The organism is Viscerimonas tarda (assembly GCF_054601255.1).
The window spans coordinates 172,091-196,139 of record NZ_BAAHWV010000002.1 but is presented as its reverse complement, the minus strand read 5'-3'; the positions used below and the strand labels follow the sequence as shown (position 1 = coordinate 196,139).

At 44.1% G+C, this 24,049-nt stretch carries 22 protein-coding genes; 9 read left to right on the top strand and 13 right to left on the bottom strand.

The window, feature by feature from the left end; genetic code table 11:
- Window positions 1-57: 57 nt before the first annotated feature.
- The 4 genes from ACYPWY_RS01595 to ACYPWY_RS01580 form a co-directional block, all read right to left on the bottom strand.
- Entirely contained in the window at window positions 58-348 is a 291-nt protein-coding gene (locus ACYPWY_RS01595; protein WP_459683609.1) for a hypothetical protein, read from the bottom strand.
- Window positions 349-1,466: 1,118 nt separating this feature from the next.
- Complete coding sequence (locus ACYPWY_RS01590) at window positions 1,467-2,726, bottom strand: phosphoglycerate kinase (RefSeq protein ID WP_459683607.1); 1,260 nt, start codon at window positions 2,724-2,726, stop codon at window positions 1,467-1,469.
- A 340-nt stretch (window positions 2,727-3,066) separates the two neighbouring features.
- Entirely contained in the window at window positions 3,067-3,732 is a 666-nt protein-coding gene (locus ACYPWY_RS01585) for a YggS family pyridoxal phosphate-dependent enzyme (RefSeq protein ID WP_459683606.1), read from the bottom strand.
- A complete protein-coding gene (locus tag ACYPWY_RS01580; RefSeq protein WP_459683604.1) occupies window positions 3,732-4,190 on the bottom strand; it encodes a DUF4494 domain-containing protein in 459 nt (152 codons plus the stop codon). The genes ACYPWY_RS01585 and ACYPWY_RS01580 overlap by 1 nt, the downstream gene beginning before the upstream one ends.
- Window positions 4,191-4,393: 203 nt before the next feature.
- On the opposite strand from ACYPWY_RS01580, the gene ACYPWY_RS01575 reads away from it, so the two are divergent.
- The 8 genes from ACYPWY_RS01575 (at window position 4,394) to ACYPWY_RS01540 (ending at window position 10,717) form a co-directional block, all read left to right on the top strand.
- The gene (locus ACYPWY_RS01575; protein ID WP_459683602.1) at window positions 4,394-4,636 is read left to right on the top strand and encodes a 4Fe-4S dicluster domain-containing protein; all 243 of its coding nucleotides are present in this window, start codon (window positions 4,394-4,396) and stop codon (window positions 4,634-4,636) included.
- Between the two features lie 30 nt (window positions 4,637-4,666).
- The gene (locus ACYPWY_RS01570; RefSeq protein ID WP_459683601.1) at window positions 4,667-5,023 is read left to right on the top strand and encodes a hypothetical protein; all 357 of its coding nucleotides are present in this window, start codon (window positions 4,667-4,669) and stop codon (window positions 5,021-5,023) included.
- Window positions 5,024-5,088: 65 nt separating this feature from the next.
- A complete protein-coding gene (locus ACYPWY_RS01565; protein ID WP_459683600.1) occupies window positions 5,089-5,655 on the top strand; it encodes an RNA polymerase sigma factor in 567 nt (188 codons plus the stop codon).
- A 914-nt stretch (window positions 5,656-6,569) separates the two neighbouring features.
- A complete protein-coding gene (locus ACYPWY_RS01560; protein WP_459683599.1) occupies window positions 6,570-7,484 on the top strand; it encodes a hypothetical protein in 915 nt (304 codons plus the stop codon).
- Window positions 7,462-7,821, top strand: coding sequence for a hypothetical protein (locus tag ACYPWY_RS01555; RefSeq protein ID WP_459683597.1), 360 nt, complete (start codon window positions 7,462-7,464; stop codon window positions 7,819-7,821). The genes ACYPWY_RS01560 and ACYPWY_RS01555 overlap by 23 nt, the downstream gene beginning before the upstream one ends.
- Before the next feature lie 209 nt (window positions 7,822-8,030).
- Entirely contained in the window at window positions 8,031-9,191 is a 1,161-nt protein-coding gene (locus ACYPWY_RS01550) for a phage portal protein (protein WP_459683595.1), read from the top strand.
- Window positions 9,192-9,212: 21 nt separating this feature from the next.
- Window positions 9,213-9,716 carry a DUF6712 family protein gene (locus ACYPWY_RS01545; protein ID WP_459683594.1) on the top strand — a complete coding sequence of 168 codons (504 nt, stop codon included), beginning with the start codon at window positions 9,213-9,215 and terminating at the stop codon, window positions 9,714-9,716.
- A gap of 242 nt (window positions 9,717-9,958) precedes the next feature.
- Window positions 9,959-10,717, top strand: a complete 759-nt coding sequence (locus tag ACYPWY_RS01540; protein ID WP_459683592.1) for an SDR family oxidoreductase — start codon at window positions 9,959-9,961, stop codon at window positions 10,715-10,717.
- A 330-nt stretch (window positions 10,718-11,047) separates the two neighbouring features.
- On the opposite strand, the gene ACYPWY_RS01535 is transcribed toward ACYPWY_RS01540, so the two are convergent.
- From ACYPWY_RS01535 to ACYPWY_RS01500, 8 genes are all read right to left on the bottom strand, one after another.
- Window positions 11,048-12,163: a redoxin domain-containing protein gene (locus tag ACYPWY_RS01535; RefSeq protein ID WP_459683590.1), complete on the bottom strand. Its 1,116-nt coding sequence runs from the start codon at window positions 12,161-12,163 to the stop codon at window positions 11,048-11,050.
- Window positions 12,164-12,167: 4 nt separating this feature from the next.
- The gene (locus ACYPWY_RS01530) at window positions 12,168-13,193 is read right to left on the bottom strand and encodes a redoxin domain-containing protein (protein ID WP_459683588.1); all 1,026 of its coding nucleotides are present in this window, start codon (window positions 13,191-13,193) and stop codon (window positions 12,168-12,170) included.
- Window positions 13,194-13,365: 172 nt separating this feature from the next.
- Window positions 13,366-17,049 (bottom strand): methionine synthase, encoded by a 3,684-nt coding sequence (metH, locus tag ACYPWY_RS01525; RefSeq protein ID WP_459683586.1) that lies wholly within the window; start codon window positions 17,047-17,049, stop codon window positions 13,366-13,368.
- The gene (locus ACYPWY_RS01520; RefSeq protein WP_459683585.1) at window positions 17,046-18,536 is read right to left on the bottom strand and encodes a DUF3329 domain-containing protein; all 1,491 of its coding nucleotides are present in this window, start codon (window positions 18,534-18,536) and stop codon (window positions 17,046-17,048) included. Before ACYPWY_RS01520 ends, metH begins: the two co-directional genes overlap by 4 nt.
- A 3-nt stretch (window positions 18,537-18,539) precedes the next feature.
- Window positions 18,540-19,928 (bottom strand): DUF3329 domain-containing protein, encoded by a 1,389-nt coding sequence (locus tag ACYPWY_RS01515; protein ID WP_459683583.1) that lies wholly within the window; start codon window positions 19,926-19,928, stop codon window positions 18,540-18,542.
- 15 nt (window positions 19,929-19,943) lie between these two features.
- Window positions 19,944-21,326 carry a DUF3329 domain-containing protein gene (locus ACYPWY_RS01510; RefSeq protein WP_459683582.1) on the bottom strand — a complete coding sequence of 461 codons (1,383 nt, stop codon included), beginning with the start codon at window positions 21,324-21,326 and terminating at the stop codon, window positions 19,944-19,946.
- Window positions 21,327-21,354: 28 nt separating this feature from the next.
- Window positions 21,355-21,807: an SsrA-binding protein gene (gene smpB / locus ACYPWY_RS01505; RefSeq protein WP_459683580.1), complete on the bottom strand. Its 453-nt coding sequence runs from the start codon at window positions 21,805-21,807 to the stop codon at window positions 21,355-21,357.
- Between the two features lie 26 nt (window positions 21,808-21,833).
- On the bottom strand, window positions 21,834-22,361 hold the full coding sequence (locus ACYPWY_RS01500; protein WP_459683618.1) for a YIP1 family protein: 528 nt from the start codon (window positions 22,359-22,361) through the stop codon (window positions 21,834-21,836).
- A 103-nt stretch (window positions 22,362-22,464) separates the two neighbouring features.
- On the opposite strand from ACYPWY_RS01500, the gene ACYPWY_RS01495 reads away from it, so the two are divergent.
- Window positions 22,465-22,668: a hypothetical protein gene (locus tag ACYPWY_RS01495; RefSeq protein WP_459683579.1), complete on the top strand. Its 204-nt coding sequence runs from the start codon at window positions 22,465-22,467 to the stop codon at window positions 22,666-22,668.
- Between the two features lie 70 nt (window positions 22,669-22,738).
- On the opposite strand, the gene ACYPWY_RS01490 is transcribed toward ACYPWY_RS01495, so the two are convergent.
- Complete coding sequence (locus ACYPWY_RS01490) at window positions 22,739-24,034, bottom strand: DUF6080 domain-containing protein (RefSeq protein WP_459683577.1); 1,296 nt, start codon at window positions 24,032-24,034, stop codon at window positions 22,739-22,741.
- Between the last annotated feature and the right edge of the window lie 15 nt (window positions 24,035-24,049).

The following is a 24,049-nucleotide window of genomic DNA, read 5'->3' as shown; positions in this document are numbered from 1 at the left end:
CAGCGCACAACAGCAAAGCCGCCAAAAAAACGATTTTCTTGATATGTTGCAAAGTTTTCATAAGCTTTTCCTGTTAGTTTTGTTTGTTATTTTCTTAAATAATAGCCAGATAGCCACCATGGAGAGCAGCAACAGGGGGCTGGCATCACCCACAGGCATCTTCTGCGACCAGCCGTCGCCCTCCTCCCAGGTAGGCTTCGCCCGCAACTCGGGTTGGGAGGTCAACTCCGTAATGTTCTGCGCCGCCACCTCGGAGGGCAAGGCATTCTCGGGCGGCTGTGCGAGGAATTCCTGCGCCTCAGCCGTCAGGCAGGCAACAACTGCCAGTAATAGAAAAAGTTTCTTCATGTCAAGCAAGTTTTAATTAGTCTGAACTGTGATTTTAGTATGATTTATATGATTCAACATTCCGGCTGTCATTGCACGACGCATTGTAGGGGCGTATCGAATACGCCCGATACACGCACCGGCGCAATTCACCTCTCCCCCGGCCCCTCTCCACAGGGAGAGGGGAGGGAGGGCTTTTTGGGATTTTGTTAATTGTTCACCCGTAAGCTGAAGCATACGGTTAATAAAGTGTCGTCCCTGCGGGACTGATTTTGTTATATGATGATTTTTTGTCGCTTCCCCCGCTGTCTCTACACAATTGGGTGTAGGGGCAGACCTGTGTGTCTGCCCGAATATTGCATAAGGAGATTGCGGGTCGGAGCCCGCAATGACAGTTGAACGGAAGAATTTATTTGCGAAAATCCCCGTAATCCGCGAAATTAGCGTTCCCCCGGTGTTCGGATACGCGCTGCCGCCACATTTGTTAATAAATAACAGGCAACGGCGCACAAAAGCCTCCCCCCGGGGAGGTAGGGAGGGGCTGATATTTTCGGAAAATAAGTTGGGGTGTTTGCGTGAAAAGAAAAAATTTATTATCTTACGCGAGAGGGGCGAGCGTCTCTCTCTCTCTCTCTCTCTCTAATAAAATAGCTGTAACTGCCAAATAATCAGCAGAAAATCTGGTGTTAAAAATTACATAATTGTCAGTAAAATCAGCCATTAAATCCGGTTATAAACCTGCACCAAGTTACAAAAAAATTGCCTGCTTTGAGTAAAAATCCGCCAGCCTAAATAAAACAGTCGTCAAATATACGCTGTTTTTATTATATAACAAGTGATTTTGTGAAAAAAAGGTGAAAATCCAATTGAAAAAGGTAGGAATGTGTAATTGTTGGTAGGAATTCACAGCTCAGCCCTGTGCGCAATCATCCTCACCCCCGGCCCCTCTCCATCTTGGAGAGGGGAGGGAGTGGTTTTTGAGATTTTGTTATGTCGCTATTGTCGTTGTCATTGCGGGATCGGGCCCGCAATGACAGATGGATGGATATAGGGCGGACAGGCACAGTCGGAACGCCGCGCAAAAAAAATAGGGGCGAATCATCTTCGCCCCTACATTATATATATACGGGATTCCCTTATTAGTATCCTCTGATGGCTTTGATGCCGGGGAGGACTTTTCCTTCGATGAATTCGAGGAGGGCGCCGCCGCCGGTTGACACGTAGGATACATCGTTTGCCAGGCCTAACTGGTTGACGCAGGCTACCGAGTCTCCACCGCCCACGAGCGAGAATGCGCCGTGTTTTGTGGCTTCTACAACGGCCAGAGCAATGGCTTTGGAGCCTTGTGCGAAGTTGGGGAATTCAAACACACCTACGGGGCCGTTCCAGAGAATGGTTTTCGATGCTTTCAGAACTGCTTCAAATTCTTTTTCACCTTCGGGGCCTATGTCCAAACCTAACCATCCATCAGGTATTTCGTTGGCCTGCACGTAGTTCGACTTGGCGTCGTTGCTGAACGAGTCGGCAATTTTGGCGTCGCTGGCAATAATGATTTTCACGTTTTTGGCTTTGGCTTTGGCCAGAATATCTTTGGCCACGTCCAGTTTGTCGTCTTCGCAAAGCGAGCTTCCGATTTTACCGCCTTCGGCCTTGATAAAGGTGAATGCCATACCGCCACCGATAATCAGGTTGTCCACTTTCGACAACAGATTTTCGATAATGTCTATTTTGGACGACACTTTCGCTCCGCCGATAATAGCGGTGAAAGGGCGTGCCGGTTCTTCCATTATTTTTTCTACGGCAGCAATTTCTTTTTGCATCAGGTAGCCGAAAGTTTTGTGATCGACATCGAAGTAATCGGCAATGAGCGCTGTTGAAGCGTGGGCGCGGTGTGCAGTACCAAAGGCGTCGTTCACATACACATCGGCGTACGAAGCCAGGGTTTTTGTAAATTCTTTCTGGCTGGCTTTCACGGCTTTTTTCGCTTCGGCTTTTTGTTCGTCTGTGGCGTCGTCGGCCAAGCGGGGTTTGCCTTCTTCTTCGGCATAAAAGCGCAGGTTTTCGAGCAGCAAGGCTTCTCCGGGCTGAAGGGCGGCAGCTTTCAGGGCAGCTTCTTCGCTAATGCAATCCGAAGCGAATTGTAGGTCTATTCCCAACAGTTTCGACACATGTCCAAGGATATGTTTCAACGAATACTTGCCGGTAACGCCTTTCGGACGGCCAAGGTGCGAACCGATGATCAGGCTACCTCCGTCTGCGAGGATTTTTTTCAGCGTAGGCAAAGCTGCACGGATGCGTGTGTCGTCGGTAATGTTAAATTTGTCATCCAGCGGCACATTGAAATCAACCCGTACAAAAGCTTTCTTGCCTGTAAAGTTGAATTGGTCAATTGTCATCATAATTTGTCAACGATTTTAAATTATATTTAAGTTTTAAAATTTTAGTATTCAAAGACTTGAAAGAAATAACCTGTCTCTTTATTAAGAAGTGCAAAGGTAAGAAAAAAAGTGAAAAACTAAAAACTTAAAACGAAAAATACCAGGGCGCATGAAAAAAATGTGCCAATGTGAATAACAGGAATAATGGAGGCGGGTATCATAAGTGGATATTCGCACACAGATTACACGGAATAAACAGATAAACACAGAATATATATTAAATTACATCTGTGAATTTCTGTTTATTCTGTGTAATCCGTGTGCTAGTTCTTCGATTGATGAGATAGCTCTAACGATGTGATCAGCCCCTCTCGCCAAAAATAGAAGTTCCGATTCTTATCATCGTTGCGCCTTCTTCGATGGCTATGGGGTAATCGTGCGACATGCCCATGGATATTTCGGCGAAGGAATCGTTTTCGTTGAAATAGTTGGCTTTCAGTTCGTCAAAAAAGTTTTTCAGCGAACGGAATTCGGTTCGTATCTGTCCGGTGTTGGTGGTATAGGTCGCTATTCCCATCACGCCGGTGATTTGTACCGATTGAAGGGCTTGCCAATTGTTTTCCCTGAGCAATTCCCTGCACTCATCGAAGGACAATCCGTATTTGGTGTCTTCCTGGGCAATGAATATTTCGAGCAGGCAATTAATTTTCCGGTTGGCTGCCGATGCCAGCTTGTCTGTTTCCGCCAACAGTTTCCAGCTGTCGATGCTGTGGATGGTGTGGATATAGGGAATAATGGTCTTTATTTTATTGCTTTGCAGATGACCGATAAAATGCCATTCGATGTCGGCGGGCAATTCTTTTTGCTTGCCGTTCAGTTCCTGCATCCTGCTTTCGCCGAAAATACGCTGCCCGGCATCGTATGCCTCAAGTAGCGATTCTGCCGGATGAAACTTGGATACAGCCACCAGTTTTACGCCGGAGGGCAAGGAGGCAGTAATTTCGTTCAGGTTCGAAGCAATGCTCATTAGTCAAGACCTGCTGTTTTGTTCTTTTCTTCGGCAGAATAGGGGAACACATCCACCAGCGCCGTTTCGGTCAGGCTGGCAATGGAGTAATCGGCCAGCGTGCCTTCCATGCCTTTTTCTACCACTTCCAGGGCTTCTTTCAGGGTAGTTGCCTGCGCCAGCATTTGTACGGCGGTTTTCTTTTCTGTTCCGCTTTTTTCGTCGAGGGTAATAAAATGCACTTTTGCTTTAAAGTACCTGTCGCCGTTTTCGTTAAAAAACAGTTCCGACAGTTTCGCCCGCTTGATGTCGGCTATCGTAAATTCGCCGCTTATGTAGGGCTTAATTTCTTCTATTGTCCGTGCTTCGGCCTCGGTAAAAGAGAGGGCGTCCACCAGGTATGGTTCTGTTACTTTCTTTATCATGCCGTTTTCCAGCGTTTTGTCGTAGCTGACTTTACATTCAAACCAATTGTGCATATTGCTATCTGTTAATAGTTTATTCAATAAGCAGCGAAATTAATCAATTTAGATGGATTTTGGATATAAATTGGAAAATAAATTTTGAGAGAACGAAAATAATTCCCACTCCTCTAAAATATTATTCTCGCTCATTCGTCTTAAAGAGTAGAAGATATATCTCGAAGTAAATTAAATGTGTCGAACTAAATTATAATAACAAAATGTTTAACTGGAAAAAAAAGGAAGTCGTATCTTTACAGATACTTAGCCGCAGATGCATCGGTTGCGAAACTTGCGTTGACACATGCCGCCGCAACGTATTCGGCATGACGTATAAGGAGAATTGCAGTTATGCTACCATAGAGCATGGCGACCGCTGTGTAGGATGCGGAAAATGCCAGAAAGCTTGTCCGGTAGATGCCATTGAGGTGATTACGGGTTCGCTGATGATGGCAGCCATATAAAGTAAAAAATAACATTAAAAAAACAGGAATATGAGAGCTATTAAAATTTTATTGAAAGTATTGGCTTTTCTGGCTGTGTTAGCCGCAGCAGTAGCCGTTGTAATGTTGCTTTGGAACGCCTTGATTCCGTCTATTGTCGGCTGGTCGGCCATTACTTATTGGCAATCGGCAGGATTGCTGGTTTTGCTCCGTCTGTTGTTCGGCGGATTCGGACACTTCGGCAAGATGGGACATTTTTGGCATCATCATGGCAACCACCATCAGATGCACGAACTGAAAGCTCAGATGGAAGGCATGTCGCACAGCGAAAAGCGTGAATTTATCCGCAACCACATGCGTAAACATCACCCATTTTTTGGCGAACAAGAACAAACAACAGCCCCCTGAATCCCCCGTGGGGGGACTTCCTAATCCCCCTACGGGGGGTAGGGGGGCTTTTTAACATTTCATTTATGACAGAGAATTTGTTGGCAGAGCAGAATGTTTCGGATATTTTCAAAAAATACAGGGGGCAGCTGAAGGGCTACATAGCCAAGCATGTTATATCGAAGGAGGACGGCGAGGACATTCTGCAAAATGTGTTCTACCGGCTGGCAAAAATTGATTTGATAGAGAATCCCATCGAACAAATGTCGTCGTGGCTGTACTCGGTTGCGCATAATCTGATTGTTGACAACAGCCGGAAGCGCAAGGAGGAAGCAATGCCTGTGATAGCAAACGAGGATGAAGACGGCCGGTTTTTGGCAGAAGTAACCGATTTGCTGTTCGATAACGACAATTCGCCCGAAATGGAATATATGCGCTCGCTGGTGTGGGACGAACTGGAGACAGCTCTGTCGGAACTCCCTGCCGAACAGCGTAATGTGTTTGAATTAACCGAGCTGGAAGGATTCTCGTTCAAAGAAATAGCGGAAGCGACCGGCATAACGGTCAATACCCTTATATCGCGTAAACGCTACGCCGTGCTGCATCTAAGGGAGCGGCTGAAAGATTTGTATGAGGAGCTGATAGCCCCTTAGGTCCCCCGTGGGGGGGGGACTTTTACTTAAAAAGCAGTCTGAATTCAGGTTGCTTTTTTTGTGATAGAAAGAGCTAATGGCATACAGGGAAAACCTTGAAAAATTTTAGAACCACTATTACGGATGAGATTCCTCCCCAAGCCCCCCCACCCCCCGTAGGGGGGATTTCAAAAGCCTCCCCTACGGGGAGGTTTGGAGGGGCTTCGCCGCCGCTTCTTCCTCTCCTCTCCTAAAAAGGAGACTGTCATTTCGAGCGTAACGAGAATTGAAAATCGACGTAGTCAAATCTCCTGCTCAATCAGCAACTTTACCGAAAAGCATAAGCAGTAATTTTTTTCATGCGTTTGCCCTGCTAATGGCTATGAAATATTAATAATATATAAATAAAGAATATTTTCTTGCTTATTTGAAGAGAATGTATATCTTTATGGCACACAAAGATTACTGCAAAAAATAACCGTCAAAATCAAAATTATCATGAAAGCAACAAGAAGTTTTTTAGTTCTGGCAGTATTGCTAACATCTATTAGCATAAATGCACAGGTGAAAGTGGTAAATAACAGGTTGTCTGTAGCAACACCAAGCGGTAATATTACGACAAGTATATGGAACCTAAATTGATGTTTACAGCTGCTTCCTACCCTAATAATTTTAGTATCCGTGCTGATAATAGCAATCTGGCATTTTTTATTTGGGACGATAATTACCAACATGGATTCCGAATGAATACTCTAGGGAAGATAATAGTTGGTAGCGGCTATTTTAATGGAAGTATAAATGCCAATAATTTTTACGCCCAAATTCAATCATATACATCGAATTTTGAGCCGGTATGTATATTTATACCCTGATTGTTGACGGACAGGAGGTAGCTACCAAACGGATGATTTTAACAGAATAGGAGGTAAACAATTATGAAAATTTCAAGGTTATTCTTATTGGCGGTTCTGTTAAGCAATATAGCTATTTCTTTTGCTCAACAAAGTAAATTTGCACCCGTAGGGGCAAGTTGGTATTATTCGCTTGAAAGGATGGAGTTTTCTTTTCAACATTGTGAGTGTATAAAAGATTCTGTTTCGGACGAGAACAGCAAAGTGTATCAAATAATAAGTGGAGCGTCAAATGAAATTCTGTATCAGGAAAGCAACAAGGTCTATTTTCTGTTTGAAGGAACGCCGTATCTTATTTATGATTTTAATGCATTGCAGGGCGAAACATATACTTTTTATGCGAAATCTTATGATCCTTCAGATTTCAGTAAAGAGATTGTATTGCCGGTAAAATACCGTGTCGAACAAGTTTCAGAACTTCTTATTGAAGGAAATTCATATAAGCGTTTCGAGACATTGCTTGTGCCGGACGAATCTTATTTGACGCAAGAGGGATATAATTATCCCAGCGCTTATATATACAATGAAAAAACAGGAAACGAACAGATGTTTATTTTGACCGTTCTCCCGCCCCATCCGTCGATTGACGACTACAACTTGCGCTGTTATAGCAACGGCGAAGTAAACTATATCAGCGATTACTGGAAAAAATTTAATAAGCCATGCGATTATTCGTTGTCTTCTTCCATTGGTGAAACAAAAAAGGCCGAAGTACAGTTGCTGATAAACAAAAATGAACGGATAGCAACAATTAGAACCTCTTCTCTAAACGCTATTATGGAGGTGTTTAATGAGCAGGGAATTTCTTGCCGGAAAAAGCGGCTGAGTGATGGAGCGGAAAATACACTAAACCTCGTTGGGTTACCTGCGGGAATTTACGTTTTCGTCATGTATAACAGTCGTGAAGAAAAAATCTATGTACAAGAAGTTATTTTGTGAATATTTACTTATAACCCCTTCAGAGATAGAAACAATAATCAAGAATACAGCAGCGCCAATTAATAATGCGAATTTATATCCGGGATTAATTGGAACAGGATGTTTAGACACTTATGCCGCCGTTCAAGCGGCTTGTGCTACTGCTACTACTCCTGTCTATTTTTCCAGCCAAACCGTAACGACCAATACTACCGTTAATTCCTGTGGCGACATCAATGTACAAGACGTAACGGTGGAAGATGGAGCCAAACTCACGCTTGACGTGGCAGGCGAAGTTATTATTGACAGCGCTTTTGAAGTGGAATCCGGCTCACAATTGGAAATAGATACTCAATAAAATAGCCATTGATGTATAATCAGCAAAGCAGGGGGGAATCTCTCTGCTTTGTTATTTTTGGTGTTCATCGGGGTCTCGAATCCCTCCGCTTGCCGAATTGCAAAATAAATATAATTCGTTGTTTCCGCGTACCGCTATCAACTTGATAGACCTCTTTCTAAACAATTTTATCTATCCCTAAAGATAAAATCCGTTTAAAAATTTGAAGAATGAAGAACAACAGCAAAATTACCGGCGATTTGCGTAAACCGGCTTACTCAATCATCAATCTGTCGGCGCAGGCGCCAACTTACCCCTCTTTCACAAAAACGTCCCGGGGATGGATCAGTTACGGACGCGATAATAATCTGCCCCAGCATATTATCGACCTCAACAACGAATCGGCTGTCAACAAGTCAATTATCGACAGTAAAGTAACCTATATCTGCGGTTCGGGCGCCGACGAAGCCGGATATTACGGTCAGCCCAACACCGGCGAAGACTGGGATACATTAATCGAAAAAATCGCCCGCGACTACACCACTTTTGGCGGCTTCTGCTTTCAGGTTATAGTCAACGAAAACGGGAAAAGCCTGAGCCTGTATCATACCGACTTCAGCAAAATCCGCGTGGGGGAAGTGAATGATTACAACCAGCCCCTCAACTATTTCCTGTCCAACGATTGGCGCAAAACCACCGGTCAATATGCTCCCACACCCATTAAAGCATGGGGAGTAGAAGAACCCAGGCGAGGCGCTCCTTACCTTTATTACTACAAAGACTACGAGCCTAGCCTCGACTATTATCCTGTGCCACAGTATTATTCGGCGCTCAATTATGTGGAAGCCGATGGATTGCTTGGCCGGTTCTACCGCAACTCCATCAACAACGGCTTTGCTCCTTCGGTCATCATCACCATCCCGAGCAATCCGGGCGATGAAGCCAAAGCGCGGTTCAACCGCGACATGAACGACACGTTTGCCGGTACCAACGGGGCCAATTCCATCGTTGTTTTATACGGCGAAAGTCAGGAAATTAAGCCGACGGTTACGCCTTTTGTGGCGAGTGGCAACGCCGATTTGTACAACAATGTAAACGATGTGATTTTCCAGAAAATTATTTCGGCGCATCGCCTGTCGTCCCCTACCCTCGCGGGGCTTTCGGGTTCGGGTAACCTGAGTGGCAATGCCAGCGAAATAATCAATGCTTTTATCCTCTATAACTACACCGTTATACATAAAATGCGGCGGCGAATTACCGATGTACTCAACACCTTTATCATCAATAACGGATACGATAAGTTATCTATCAAAGAATTGGAAGTTGTCGCCGAAATCAAGTCGTATGAGGGAACGGGCAATACCCCATCCCAATCAGCCCCAAGCATTTAATAATTTAACACCCGAACCAATATGTACACACCAATAGCAATCATCAACGAAGAACTGTTCAGGCAACATTCGCCCGTAACCGGCAATACCGACCTGACCGAATTCACGCCTTACATCTCCATCGCACAGGAATTGTATATCGTACCCGTTTTGGGCGAGCCGCTGATGGATGAGTTGAAATCGCAAATCGCATCCAACACCCTCAGCGAGGCAAACAGCAGGCTGATTGTAAAAATTGCGCCCGCTTTGTCGTTCTTCGCCGTTTATCAGGGATTGCCCTTCCATTGGGCGACGATTGTAAACAAGGGCATCACCATCCGCGAGAGCGAAAACAGTAAGGGAGTCGATATTAACGACGTAGCGCAACTCAGGCGGTGGATAAAAGACGATGCATCGGTTTTTATTTCGCTGCTGACCAACTACCTCTCTGCCGAACAGTCGGCCTATCCCCTTTGGAAACCCGAGAACAATTGCAGCGCCTCCACCGGCCGGTTTGATAGCGGATTTTATTTTCCGGTGAGGTAACGGAATTGTCTTGTAAGTCGATATTCGCACACGGATTACACGGAGTAAACAGATTTACACGGAATATTATTTGTATATACCTAACTTTCAATATTGTGGAAACTACAAAGAACATTCCGTATTCTCCGTGTAATCCGTGTGCGAATATCGACTTTTTGCACAACATCCCACAATGCCCCCTGAAACTTTGAACCTGAAACTTATTTTCCTTACCTTTGTGCTTTACAAAAACAAACAATCTCATGAATAAAATAGCGCTAATTACAGGAGCGACCGCCGGATTCGGTAAGGCCATTGCCGGGAGACTGGCTAAAGAGGGTTGCGACGTCATTATCACCGGACGCCGCAAGGAACGCCTCGATGAATTGAAATTGCAGATTGAAACGGAATACAAAGTGCGTGTACTCCCCTTGTGTTTCGATGTTCGCAGCTACCGGGATGTGGAAAAGAATTTGGGCCAGTTGCCCGCCGATTGGAAAAATATCGACATTTTGGTTAACAATGCCGGTCTGGCTGTCGGCTTAAATCCTATTCATCAGGGAATTATCGACGATTGGGAACGGATGATTGACACCAATATCAAAGGATTACTTTATGTTACCCGCGTTGTTTCGCCCGGCATGGTGGAACGCAAATCGGGGCACATCCTCAACCTCGGTTCCATCGCAGGACGGGAAGTTTATCCCAATGGAAATGTGTATTGCGCCACCAAACATGCCGTGAAAGCGCTTTCGCAAGCCATGCGCCTCGACATGCTACAATACGGCATAAAAGTAACACTCGTAGCGCCCGGATTTGCCGAAACAGAATTTTCGCTGGTACGTTTCAAAGGCGACCAAGCGCGTGCCGATAAAGTGTATGAAGGAATGCAACCCCTTGTTGCCGAAGACATTGCCAACGCCGTAGCCTATGCCGTATCGGCGCCCGACCATGTGGATATACAAGATATTCTGGTCATGCCCAAAGTGCAGGGAAATGCGACATTATTTCATAGAGAGTAGGGGCGGGATTCGCCCGCCCAACACACAACGAACGCGAATTACGCAAATTTCCGCAAATAATTTTTTTTTTTGTCTGTCATTGCGGGCTTCGACCCGCAATCCCCCGAGCATGGCGCAAAACTTCCGTGTTTTGCTCGTTTCTACGGTACGTGTATCGGGCGTATGCCATACGCCCCTACAATGCGTTGTGCAATGCATGGGGTTGGGCTCGCGCTTGGGAGATTGCGGGTCGGGACCCGCAATGACAAAAAAAGCGAATTATAAAATTATTTGCGAAAATCCGCGTAATCGGCGTAATTCGCGTTCTTTGGATGTTGGGTGTATGCCATATTATTTCAGCAATTCCTCAAGTTTCGATAGCAGCTCTTCTCCGCGGAGGTTTTTGGCTATAATCTGGCCGTCTTTATCCAGTAGTACGGTGTGTGGGATTCCATCTACGCCGTATGCAGCCGATAAACTGCTGTCCCAGACTTTCAGGTCCGACATTTGCGGCCAGGTGATATTCAGCTCTTTAATTCCTTTTTCCCAGGCAGCCACATTTTCATCGAGCGAAACGCCTACTATCTCAAAACCTTTATCTTTATACTTCTTATACGCTTCCACCACTATTGGCATTTCCGCGCGGCATGGAGCGCACCACGATGCCCAGAAATCAATGAGCACAATGTTTCCTTTTCCGGCATAATCGGACAAGGCAATATCTTCGCCGACAGGTGTTTTGGCTTTCAAATCGACAAATTGTTTCCCGATAGCCGTATTTTCGAGCGTGAGCAATTTTCCCTCAAGCAGCTGTATGTCCTCGGCTTTCTTAAATTCGGGACGGGCTAATGCCAACAATTCCCTCAACGGCTCATCCTCCAGATTACTGCCAATGTTTCGGAAGAAAAATTCGCCGACCGGATTTGTTATGTTTGCTTTCGTATATTCAAAATAGATGGTGGTCATTTCCTTTATGTATTCGTCGAAAAGCGTTTCAAGCCGGGCATTTTCTTCCGGCGCTATTTCGCCCTCGTTCAGCAGTTTCCGGTAATGTTCGCTCAACTCTTTCATTTTGGCGTTCAATCCGTTTTTCTTCGTCTCAAGTTCTTGATACTGGTTGTTCATCGGCGTTCCGGCCACAGTGGTAAGGCTGTCGATGGACATGGTTATTTTCCCCGCTTCCACGATGAAGATGTGCGGATCCGAATTCGATAAACCCGGAATGCTGACAAAGCGCAGGTCGGGAGTTGCTCCGGCAATGCCCTTAAATACAAACTTCCGGTCATTTATCACTGCCGAATCAAGTATATCAAGCCCGTTCCTGTTGTCGTTCAATTTCTGTAGATAGACAATCTTCCCATTCGGTACGGCTTCTGCCAAATCGCCGGTGAGAGTAAACGCATTTTTGTCTGCACACGATGCCATTATCAGCACGATTGCAGGCAATAGTAATCCAATTTTTTTCATATTCTCATTTTAATAATTCATCCAATTTTGTTAATAGCAGCTCTCCGCGGAGGTTTTTTCCAACCACTACTCCTTCGCCATTCAGCAAAAAAGACATGGGGATGCTGTTCACCTTGTAGGTGCGGGCGGCAACACTATTCCAACCACCCAAATCCGACATTTGCGGCCAGGCGATATCCAGATTTTTAACGGCCTGTTGCCATTTGGGCTGGCTCTCATCGAGCGATATGCCGACAATTTCGAAGCCTTTGCTTTTGTATTTTTTGTAGGCTTCCACTAAAGTAGGGTTTTCTCTGATGCAAGGGCCGCACCACGAAGCCCAAAAATCAATGAGTATATACTTGTTTTTCCCGATGTAGTCGGATATGGAAACATCTTTCCCCTCCAGGTTTTTCAGTTTCATATCAACAAACTTGTCGCCTATCGAAGGTTGAAAGGTTGACAGTTCTTGCAAAAGAGCTTGTATTTCGGGTTTTTGCTGAAAACTTGGGCGGGCGCTTTTGATGAGTTCGACTACCTGTTTGGCTTCAAACAGTTGTATAGCGTTTCCCAGCAACGATTCGCCGATTCCGTTCGACATATTTTCTTTCAGGTAATTGTAAGTAACCGTTATAAATTCATCCCTCAACTGGGGTGTTTGAGTTAGTCGGTATTGCTCTTGAATAGCCTTTTGTTTGTCCAGTAATGCTTGAAATTTTTCATTATGAGGCGTACCTCCAACTTTGCCGGTTGAGGATATGCTTATTTCGCCCGCCTCAAGGATAAATCCATTAAAATCGCCTCGACGGTAAGGATGTTTTTTATCTATTAATGTGATGCTTGCCAATTCGAGCGACTGCGAAGTAATCCCTTCAAAATGAAAGGTATTTTTTGCAATTATACAACTGTCAATCAAGGTATTGTCCGTTGATAAATAAACAGTCTTTCCGCTTTGACTTTCATCGGGCAGTGTGCCGTTGATAACAAATTTGCCTTGTGCGTATGCCTGCAAAGAAATTACAGTTAAAATAATGGTTATGAGTTTTTTCATATTTTTTGTTACAAATTTATTCGTTTGATATGTTTAATTCTTTGATTTTTAAATGAGGTAATGAGGTTGTTCTACACGCATAACTAACTGCTACTGAGGTCGTTTTGTTGCTTAAATTAGGTGAAAATGAAGTTTAATTTCCTCGATATTTACTTGCATCTCCTACTCAAACTTAAATCAAATTTGCTGACAAAAACTTCCTAACGGCTTCTTTGCTTTCATTTTTATGTTCGGCGTAATATGCGACTTGTTCTTCCGATATTTGGCCTACTGCAAAGTATTTCGATTGCGGATGTGCCAGGATGATTCCGCTGACGGAGGCATTGGGTATCATTACGCCATTTTCGGTTAAAGTTACACCTATTTCGTTCGTCTGGAGCAAATCGTTGTTCAACAAGAAGTTAATCGACTGATCGGGTATCGAGGGATAGCCGACTGCCGGACGTATTCCCTGATATTTTAGCGTAAACATCTCCTGCACCGAAATATCTTCATCGGGCACAAATCCCCAATACATCTTTCTGATTTGGGCGTGCAGGTATTCGGTCGCTGCTTCTGCCAACCTGTCGAGCACCGATTTCAGCAACAATAACTGGTATTCATCGCCGGTTACTTCGTACTCTTTCAGCAGATTAGCGGCATTGGTCGTAAGGGTGAATGCGCCGACATAATCTTTTTTACCGCTGCTCTTCGGAGCAACAAAATCGCAAAGTGATAAATATTCGTCCTTCTCATTTTTCTGCTGCTGGCGAAGCATTGGGAAACGGACGCCCTTGATAAAAATACTTTCCTCCTCGCTGTATGCTTCAAAAATTCCGAACGCAGCCTTAATGTAACCGGCTTTGGTATATATCAGCTTATCCAACAAGGCATTGGCATCTTTGTAGAGCGACAAGGCTTCGGAGGCCTTTTCCCGTTCCTCTTCGGGAAAAGAATTCAGCCACGAAGTGCGGCAAGCGGGGCGCTCATCAACAGACTGAATGCTGGCATAACGCGCCGAGAGATCCCATGAGTGGAAAAAGAATTTCCAGTCAATATAAGGCGCCACCTCTTCTACCGGAATAGACGGGATGACTGTCCGGGCTTGTGTTTTAGGCGCAACCGCTTTATAATTAGCCCATTCTATTTTCATACCTTTTGATATGGCTTCGGCTAATGGCACAAATTCGACTTTCTTGCCGCCTGTTTCCCGTAAACCGGCGTATTCGGTTTTTATAGTGTTCTTGTATTCCTGTCTGGTGGCGGGATTAATCAGTTTGGCAACGGCAGCAGGGACTTGTGAGGCATCTTTTACATATACCACCATGCCGCTGTTGTACTCAGGGTCTATCTTTATGGCTGTATGCAGTTTGGAGGTGGTCGCCCCGCCAATCATCAGCGGAATGTGGAAATCGGCCTTTTCCATTTCGTTGGCGACAATCGACATTTCTTCGAGCGAAGGGGTTATTAATCCGCTCAGACACAGGATGTCGGGCTTTTCGTCTTTCACCCGCCGGATAATTTCGGCAGGCGGAACCATTACCCCCAGGTCGATGACCTCGTAGTTGTTGCACTTCAGGATAATGGCTACAATATTTTTCCCTATGTCGTGCACATCACCTTTCACCGTAGCAATGAGCAACTTACCTGCTTTATTGGCGCCGGATGTTTTTTGCGCTTCAAGAACCGGTTGAAGAATATTTACGGCACGCTTCATTGTGCGGGCTGTTTTCACCACCTGCGGCAGGAACATTTTCCCCGAGCCGAATAATTCGCCCACCTTGTTCATTCCACTCATCAAGGGTTGGTCGATAATATCCACCGCTTTTGGATAGCGCTTCAGGGCTTCGTCAAGGTCTTGCTCAAGGTAGTCGCCAATGCCTTTCACCAGGGCGTATTCCAAGCGTTTTTCCAAGGGGAATGTTCGCCATTCTTCGGTTTTTTGTGCGGTCTGTCCCGTTTTTTCACCTTTCATTTTTTCGGCGTATTCAATCAGTTCATCGGTTGCTTCTTCTCTGCGGTTGAAAATCACATCCTCCACCAGGTTTCTCAAATCGACCGGAATATCCTCATAGATAACCGATTGACCCGGATTGACGATACCCATATCCATCCCTCTTTTTATAGCATGGTACAAAAATACCGAATGCATCACCTCGCGGATATAATCGTTTCCGCGAAAAGAGAATGACAGGTTGCTGACCCCTCCGCTTATTTTGGCATGAGGCAGATTGGCTTTAATCCATTCCACAGTATGCAGAAAATCAACAGCATAGCCCCTGTGTTCTTCTATTCCGGTGGCGATAGCCAAAATATTGGGGTCGAAAATAATATCCAGGGGATTGAATCCGTCATTTATCAATAATTTGTGCGCCCGTCCGCATATTTCGATGCGCCGTTCAAAGGTATCGGCCTGCCCTGCCTCGTCGAATGCCATGACGATAACCGCCGCGCCATAGGAGCGAACCAGACGGGCTTGCCGTAGAAATTCTTTTTCCCCGGCTTTTAAGGATATGGAGTTCACAATAGGTTTTCCCTGAATGCATTTTAATCCGGCTTCGAGCACCTCCCACTTCGACGAATCGACCATCACCGGAACACGCGAAACATCGGGGTCGGATGCCATGAGGTTGAGGAAAGTTGTCATTTCTTTCAGCCCGTCGAGCAAACCTTCGTCCATATTCACGTCAATAACCTGAGCGCCGTCTTCCACTTGTTTGCGGGCGATGGTCAAGGCTTCTTCGTGGTTGCCTTCCTTTATCAGGCGCAGGAATTTGCGCGAACCGGCAACATTGCAGCGTTCGCCGATGTTTATGAAATTTATATCCGGGCTTGCTTCCAGCAATTCAAGTCCCGACAGCCACATATACTTGGGTTTGGGCGCCGGAACATGCGGGCGGGCGTTCTCTACCAAGGCCGCATAAGTGGCTATATGCGCGGGGGTCGTTCCGCAACATCCGCCCAATACATTCACCAGCCCCTCGTCGATGTACTCCTTGATTTGGCGCGCCATTTTTTCGGGCGTTTCGTCGTACTCCCCAAACTGGTTTGGCAAACCGGCATTGGGATAAGCCGAGATATAAGCCGGAGCAATCCGCCCAAGTTCTTTCAGGAAAGGTTTCATATCGGCAGCCCCGAAGGAACAGTTTAAGCCGATAGAGAGGTAATTGATATGGCTGACCGATGCCACAAAAGCAGCTATCGTTTGCCCCGAAAACGTCCGTCCACCCTTGTCGGACAAGGTAACCGATACCATTATCGGAATAGCGCTGTTCCGTTCCTTTCTCAGCTCCTCGGCGGCAAACAAAGCCGCTTTGGCATTCAAGGTATCGAAAATTGTTTCTACAAGCAGCAAATCAACGCCGCCATCCATCAATCCTTCTATTTGTTCCTTGTAAGCCCTGTGCAAATCATCGAAATTCACCGACCTGAAAACAGGGTCTTCCACTTTCGGACTCATCGAAGCCGTTTTGTTGGTTGGCCCTATCGAACCGGCCACAAAACGGGGCTTGTCCGGGTTTTGTTTCGTGAAATCATCGGCGGCCTTCCGTGCAATACGCGCTGCTTCGGTATTTATTTCTTTCACAATGCCCGCCATATCGTAATCTTCCATCGAGATGGCGTTGGCGCTAAAGGTATTGGTCTCGATTATGTCGGCGCCCGCACTCAGGTATTCGCGATGAATCGCCTCAATCACATCGGGGCGGGTCAGGCAAAGCAAATCGTTATTTCCTTTCAAAAGAATTTTGGAATCCTTAAAACGCTCTCCTCTGAAGTCTTCTTCTTTCAGTTTGTAAGGTTGTATCATGGTGCCCATCGCTCCATCGAGGATGAGGATGCGCTTGCTTAACAGTTGTTCAAATTCTTGATCTTTCATCTTGTAGTTTCAGCTTTACTGATTTGTCTTTGTGATATTCTTGTGTTATTCTGTTCCGGTAATTCGTCTTTTAGCCTTGCAGTCCTTACTCCGTAATAGGTCGCATAAATCCGGTTGGTCAATGCTGTTGAATCCGCCATTAGTTCGTAGGGCGGATGCACAAAGTCGGTTTGCAAGTCCAGTTGAATTGCCGATAAAATAATATCGGATTTTCCTTTGTTTTTCTGTTCGTATATTTCCTGTTCGTGTATATCAAAAGCGCGTCTTATTTGCATCAAATCTTTAGCTGCCCCAAAATATTGGCTGCTCAAAAGCAATACGAGCAATGGGATAGCTGTTTTTGTACATGTGGCAATAAATCGTTGCTTAAAATCCAGGCGAACAGACAAAATGAGGATGGCTACAATAGCAAAAGTAATGATAGTGAACCAGGCCCTTGACGGAAATATGGGTGATGCAATCATCGACAAAAGCCCGATAATGGCCGAAGCAACAAACAGGCAAGCCAGAACATGGAATCTCTTCGCCTCCCTTTCAGCAAAATACCTGCTTACAACAAAGGAAAGGGCTACAACAATTGTAACGGGCAATCCTGATCTAAAGAAATAATAGAACAACATATACATGCTTTGGGGTATTCGATAATAAAACGGCACTCCATTTTCAAAAGTAAAACGAACATAATTTCCGGGGGCAAGCAACATGATAGCCGCACCAATAAGCAAGCCTGCGAACCCAACTTTTGCCCATAAAGGGATAGCTTTTCCCTCCCTGTAGAGGACAAAAAACAGGATAATAATAAAAACAACACATATCACAGAGGTAGTTTCGTTCGACCAGCCGGCAATAATTCCGCCAAAGAAATAAAAGAAGGTTTTAATGGCTGTCATTTTTACTTCGCCGATGAGGTAAAATTTACACGCCGGATACACAAACAGCAAGGCAAATGTCGCCATCCACATATAGTTACAACTTCCTGTAAGCCAAACAATAGCGCTTCCGAACGAAAATTGCAGGAACCATACCAATAAATTTACTGCGACAAGTAGCGTTAAATTATATTTTTTGGCCGACTTTATGTTTGCAATCCGGTAAATGGAGAGTATAAATACAACATACATCAAGCTGTTTATCAAATCGGCACAAGTCTCGCCCAATAGAAGCAAGGTTTGGAGAATAGTGTGGACAACAATCCTCCCACCCCACTCCAGGTAATGCGTATGTTGGAAGTCGAGTATATCGGCAAAGTTTTTTATCTTTTCGGGGCTATGCCATTTGTAGGAATACACAAATTCATCCCACCAATAGGGTTGGAGGAAATTGAGAATATAAATGACGACAAACATTATCAGGATGGCTCCATAAAACAAAACTGTATTGGGTTTGTCTTTGGCGGCAAAATTCTTTATATCCGAAACCTTCTTTCCGAGTTTCAGGTATGTTTTCTGAAATAATAGTGGACGCTGTTGGCTAAAAGGTGTATTCATTATCTATTTTTTATTTTCGTTTATTTCCGGCTCCGCCATTATTTTTATTGATTTTACATTATTGTATCTGGCATAGGCCGCATTTACCCAATCGGTTGAGTCGGAAGATACCAAGTCAATTATTTTCGGTAAAAATACCAACTTTGACGGATCGCTTACAAAACTGCCGTGAATAATGATATTTTCAATTCCGTTCTTCTTTTGTTCCTTGACGTACAGCTCCCTTTGGTCGAAAATCTTCCTGATTCGGATTGTTTCTTTCAAACTTAGCGTATAAGTGAAGCCGAACGGGAGAAGTCCCAGGGTAAGCGCTATGTAATTTAGCTTTTTCAGGCTCGGCAAAAATCTATCCATATTGGCATAGAGCAACGATACGGCGACAATCATATAGGATGTGATTCCAAACCAGGCTCGCGGGGGAAATTTAGGCGAGGCAATCATCACCACCCAAGCCGACAATGCGGTGAAGAAAAACAAGAGCGACAAACGCAGCGCTTGCCGGTTTTTCGCCTGCTTGTCTCTAAACTTGAGGCAAAATGCCAATACCGCCAAATAAATGATCGAAATCACTACGCCGGATTTGATAAATTCGGTTACCAATTGTGTTATGGCATACAGGCTGAATGGTGTATATGTGCTACCCACGTTATTGTAGCGCACATAATTGCCCGGGGCAGCTAACAGAATGGCACAGCCTATTACAAGACCTGCAAAAGCCCATTTTGCCCAAAGCGGTATTTTTTTGTTTTCGCGCCTCAACAAAAAGAACATCACAAGCATGAAAAAGACCAAGCTAACAGAGGTATTTTCGTTTGTCCATCCGGCAAGTATCCCGCCAATAAAAAGCACGATGCTCCTGACAATGCCGTTTTTCTTGTCTTCCGGCTTGAGGTAATAGGAGCAAACGGGGCGTAAAAACAGCAGTATGATAAGGCTGCCCCACAAATAGTTTCCGCTCCCGGTAACCCAAAGCAGGCACTCGCCCAAATAATGACGCTGGATGAACCATATCAACAAACAAATAAACACCAGAACAGCCGGCTGAGATTTGCCAGTATTTCTGTTGGCAATGGAATAGATGACGAGCACAAAAACAACAAAAGCTATGCTGTTCAGCACATCGCTCCATCCTTCGCCAAACCACAGCAAGGTTTGTGCTATTGTATGCCCAACGCTTCGGCCACCCCATTCAAAGTAATGCTTATACTGTCCTTCCAACACATCGGCGAAACTGCCAAGCCGCTCGCCATTCAGGAATTTGAAAGAGTAAACCCAATCATCGACAAGCAATGGATAATAGATGTTGAGTGCATATATAAATCCGAACATGACAAAAATTATCACCAAAAATGGAATATTTCCATTCAATTTATTTTTTACAGTTGAAAACATTGTATCCATTTTAAACTAATCTTCTATAACAATTGATTCCACATCGTAATAATTTGCATAAACGCTAAATATCCAATCATCCGACACACAGGAGGAGCAATAGTCATCTATTTTAGGTATCATGTACCAAATACCGGTTTTTGCTTTGAACCTGCCATGCAGTACAATATTTTTTATGCCCTGTTCTTTTTGTTTCAGTATCTCCTGTTCTCTCTCGTCAAAAACGCGGTTTACCATTACCAGCTCGGGAAAACCCTTGGCAAATGTAAAACAGAAAAGAGCAATGCCTGAGGTCAGCGCCAAAAAATTCAGCTTTCGGACAATGCCAACCGAAAAATCAATATTTGCATAAATCAGCGATATGGAAACAATCATATAGCTTATGATGCCAAACGTTGCGCGTTGAGGAAAAGTAGGCGAGGCAATCATCACAATCCATGCCACAATGGCCGTAGCATAAAATAGCGCCGATAAACGAAACGCTTGTCTGTTTTGCGGACTACTTTTTTTGAACTTGGAAAAGAATATCAGGCCTGCTAAATAAATTACGGAAGGCAATGCGCCATATCGAATGAATATTTTTAGCATAAACAGCAACTTAGCAGGTATGTCAAGCGCCGGATTCGTTTCACCGGCAACAAATCCGTAGCGCACATAATTGCCCGGCGCAGCCAATAAAATTACACTCCCTGTTACGAGACCTGCAAAAGCCCATTTTATCCAAAGCGGTATTTCTTTGTTTTCGCGCCTCAATAAAAAGAACATGACGAGCATGAAAAAAACCAAGCCTACGGACAGGTTTTCGTTTGTCCATCCGGCAATTATTCCGGCAATAAAAAAAATGCCACTTCGCAGCCTGCCTGTTTTAACAACCGGATGGAAGTAGTAAGAACAGAGTGGAAACAAAAAAGCAAGCGTAATAAGGCAGCCCCACAAATAATTTCCACTGCCGGTAATCCAAAGAACCGACTGCCCGAAATTCCCTTGTAAGAACCACATCAACAGGCAAATAACAGCCAAGATAGCTGGTTGAGATTTGCCGGTATTTCTGTTGGTGATGGAATAGATGACAAGCACAAAAACAACGAAAGCCATGCTGTTCAGCCAATCGCTCCATCCTTCGCCAAACCACAGCAGCAATTGCACAACGACATGCACAATGCTTCTGCCACCCCATGCAAGGTAATTTTCGTATTGGAATCTCAGAATATCGAGGAAACCGGCTATCCTTTTATTGTCGCAACCGAAAGTATATGCCCAGTCATCGCGCATAAGCGGATAATAGATATTAAGCGCATATATAATGGCAAAAATCAGCAAAACAATTGCAACCAAGAACTTTTCTCTCAAAAGAAAGGCTTTTAGTTGAACTAATCTGTCTGTCGATTCTATTTTCATATTTTCATTCAAAAGTTGGTGTATTTCCTTACTTCTTCATGGCTCTGTCCATCATGCGCTTATCGTCTTTCTCCCTCAATGTCTGCCGTTTATCGTATTGCTTCTTGCCCCGTGCAATGGCTATAACTATCTTAGCCAAGCCTTTATCGTTCAGGAAAATACGCGTAGGGACAATGGTGTATCCGGTTTCTTTCACCATTCGCGTAATTTTTTTCAGTTCTTTTCGCTGCAGGAGCAGTTTGCGGTCGCGCCGTGCCACGTGATTGTTGTACGAACCGTAGAAATATTCCGAAATATTCATGTTTCGCACCCACAATTCATCCTTTTCAAACAGGCAGAATGTGTCCACAAGGCTTGCTTTTCCGAGGCGAATTGATTTTATTTCGGTTCCTGTAAGTACAATTCCAGCAACATAGGTATCGAGTAGCTCGTAATCGAAAGTTGCGCGTTTATTTTTTATATTTATTGCTTGCTGTGTCATGTTATCTGTCTATAAAAAAATCAGGTTTATGCAGTCATCATTGATAAACAAGTCCTTATAATTATAGGGACGCCAATTATCAACAAGCTTGCTATCACCATAAAATTCATTCTTTTTTCGGGAATAATCCGGTAATAGATTTCCGAACCGGCATACACTATGTAAAACGTGTAGATGGAGAATAACCATAAAAAGAAAAAGTCGGGCAGTATCGAAACAATGATACCCACCATATAAACCAAAGAAGAGGAGTAGGCCACAAATACCTGCGCATTCTTCAATCCTTTTTCAACATCCGTCAATTTGCCGATGTATTCGTTTAGGAGAAAGGCCGATATGTGAAACCCGACAAAAAGGATAAACGCCTCTATTATCAGATTCTTAAGGCCGAGTTCAAAACTGCTGTCTGCCGAAACCAGCCATCCGCCGATAAAAGCAGACACAACCAAGCTAATCCATAAAGGGGCAATAAAACCCCTGTACAGGTTAGTAAATCTTCTCATGGAAATGTATTCCCAAGCCAGCTGGGGTGAGAAAATCACCTGAATTGCCATCCTAAAGGCCTCTCTGAACATTATTCCGAATTATATAAAACACAAAGATAAGGAATTTACGGCATATTTACCATCTCGCACGAGGGTTTTAGCAGGGCAAACCATGAAAAAATTTAGAACCACTATTACGGATGAGATTCCTCCCTTTGGTCGGAATGACTCGCCTGTTAGTGGTTTAAGGGATGAGGAAGTGGCGGCTTCGCCGCCGCTTCCTCATCCCCTCTCCCAAAAAGGAGACCGTCATTCCGACCAAAGGGAGGAATCTCCTGCTCATATCAGCAACTTTACCGAAAGATATAAGCAGTAAAATTTTTCATGCGTTTGCCTTGAGGGTTTTAGGTATAATGCAGGGGGATGCCGTAATAAATCCCGATAAATCAGGCAGGATGATACAAAAGCGCAAACTCAATAAATTCGTACAAATGACATATATTGTTTATTACCATTGCCACAAACAATAAAGAAAAGAACCCAAGCGTAATTTTTGCCGGTTTATCCTTCAACGAGGCGAGCAACCATCCCATAAACAGGGGCACGCAATAAACCCAGTGCCCGCCATAGATGAAAGGTTCTCTCAAGCCATAGCCACAAACGAGGTGTATAAAAATATCTACGGCAAAAAGGGAGGCAAGCAATAGAAATAATCGATGTTTATAATTCCTTAAAGCCGAAATTAAGAAAATAAAAAGTAGCGAAAATGCAAAAATACACTTCCAATCCGGTGGATAGGAGTTTATGGAAAGCTCATGATAAGAAATGGGAGGCCCACCAGGAAGAACCATATCTGCCTTATATTCTATGAGGAAGTCGTAAAATAAAACAGGCGAAGCTAAAAAATCATTGATAGCAATCCAGAAAAATGGCTTGTTACCTTTCATGCCATACACTCTCATTTCCCGTTGAATATTGGATACAAACTGAGAAATCCGCTCGTTGTATTGCCAGAGCAGGATAGAAATAAGCAACAACAAACCAATAGCAATCAGCGCTTTAATCAATACTTTCTTATCCTGTTTCATAAAAAAGAACGGAATGATTCCTTTTACAAAATTAGTTAGAGTAATTCCGCCAAGCGATATAGCAAGAACAGAACCGGTAAGCAGGCCTACTGTTTTATTCGTTTCGATGCAGTGAGAATAGTAGTAAACAACAAAGGATAAGAGAAAGAGCGTTACCGTAAATGACTCCGTGGTGAAGCACAAAATCAAGTTGGTTGAAAAGAAAGCATAGAAGAACGTTAACAGCAACAAGGGGTATTTCTTTAATTTTATTATTTCTTTCATATACCTGTAAACGAATACACCTGATAATGAGACTAATAAAGAACAGACAAAAACCCAGAAAATAGCTTTCAATTTAGGATTTCCGCCCAACCAAGCGAAGAAATCTCCTGCGCAGATTACCGGTTTAGTGAAAAGTATAAGTAAGGGATGCTTCGAGAAAGTCATTTTTCCGGTGTGAAAAATGGAGGTGTTGTCGAATTGAAAATAGATGTCGCATGGAACAGTTTGACTATCAATTACAGATGAATTAATCGCTAAAAAGATAGAATAAGGAAGGTATATCGCCAAGAAAATTAACAGGATAAAAACTTCGCTCCTATTTTTGGGCAACATCAAAAGCAAGGCCTCTCGAAGTTGTAACAGACTAGATTTCAATTTATTGTTTACCATATTATTAATTCCTTT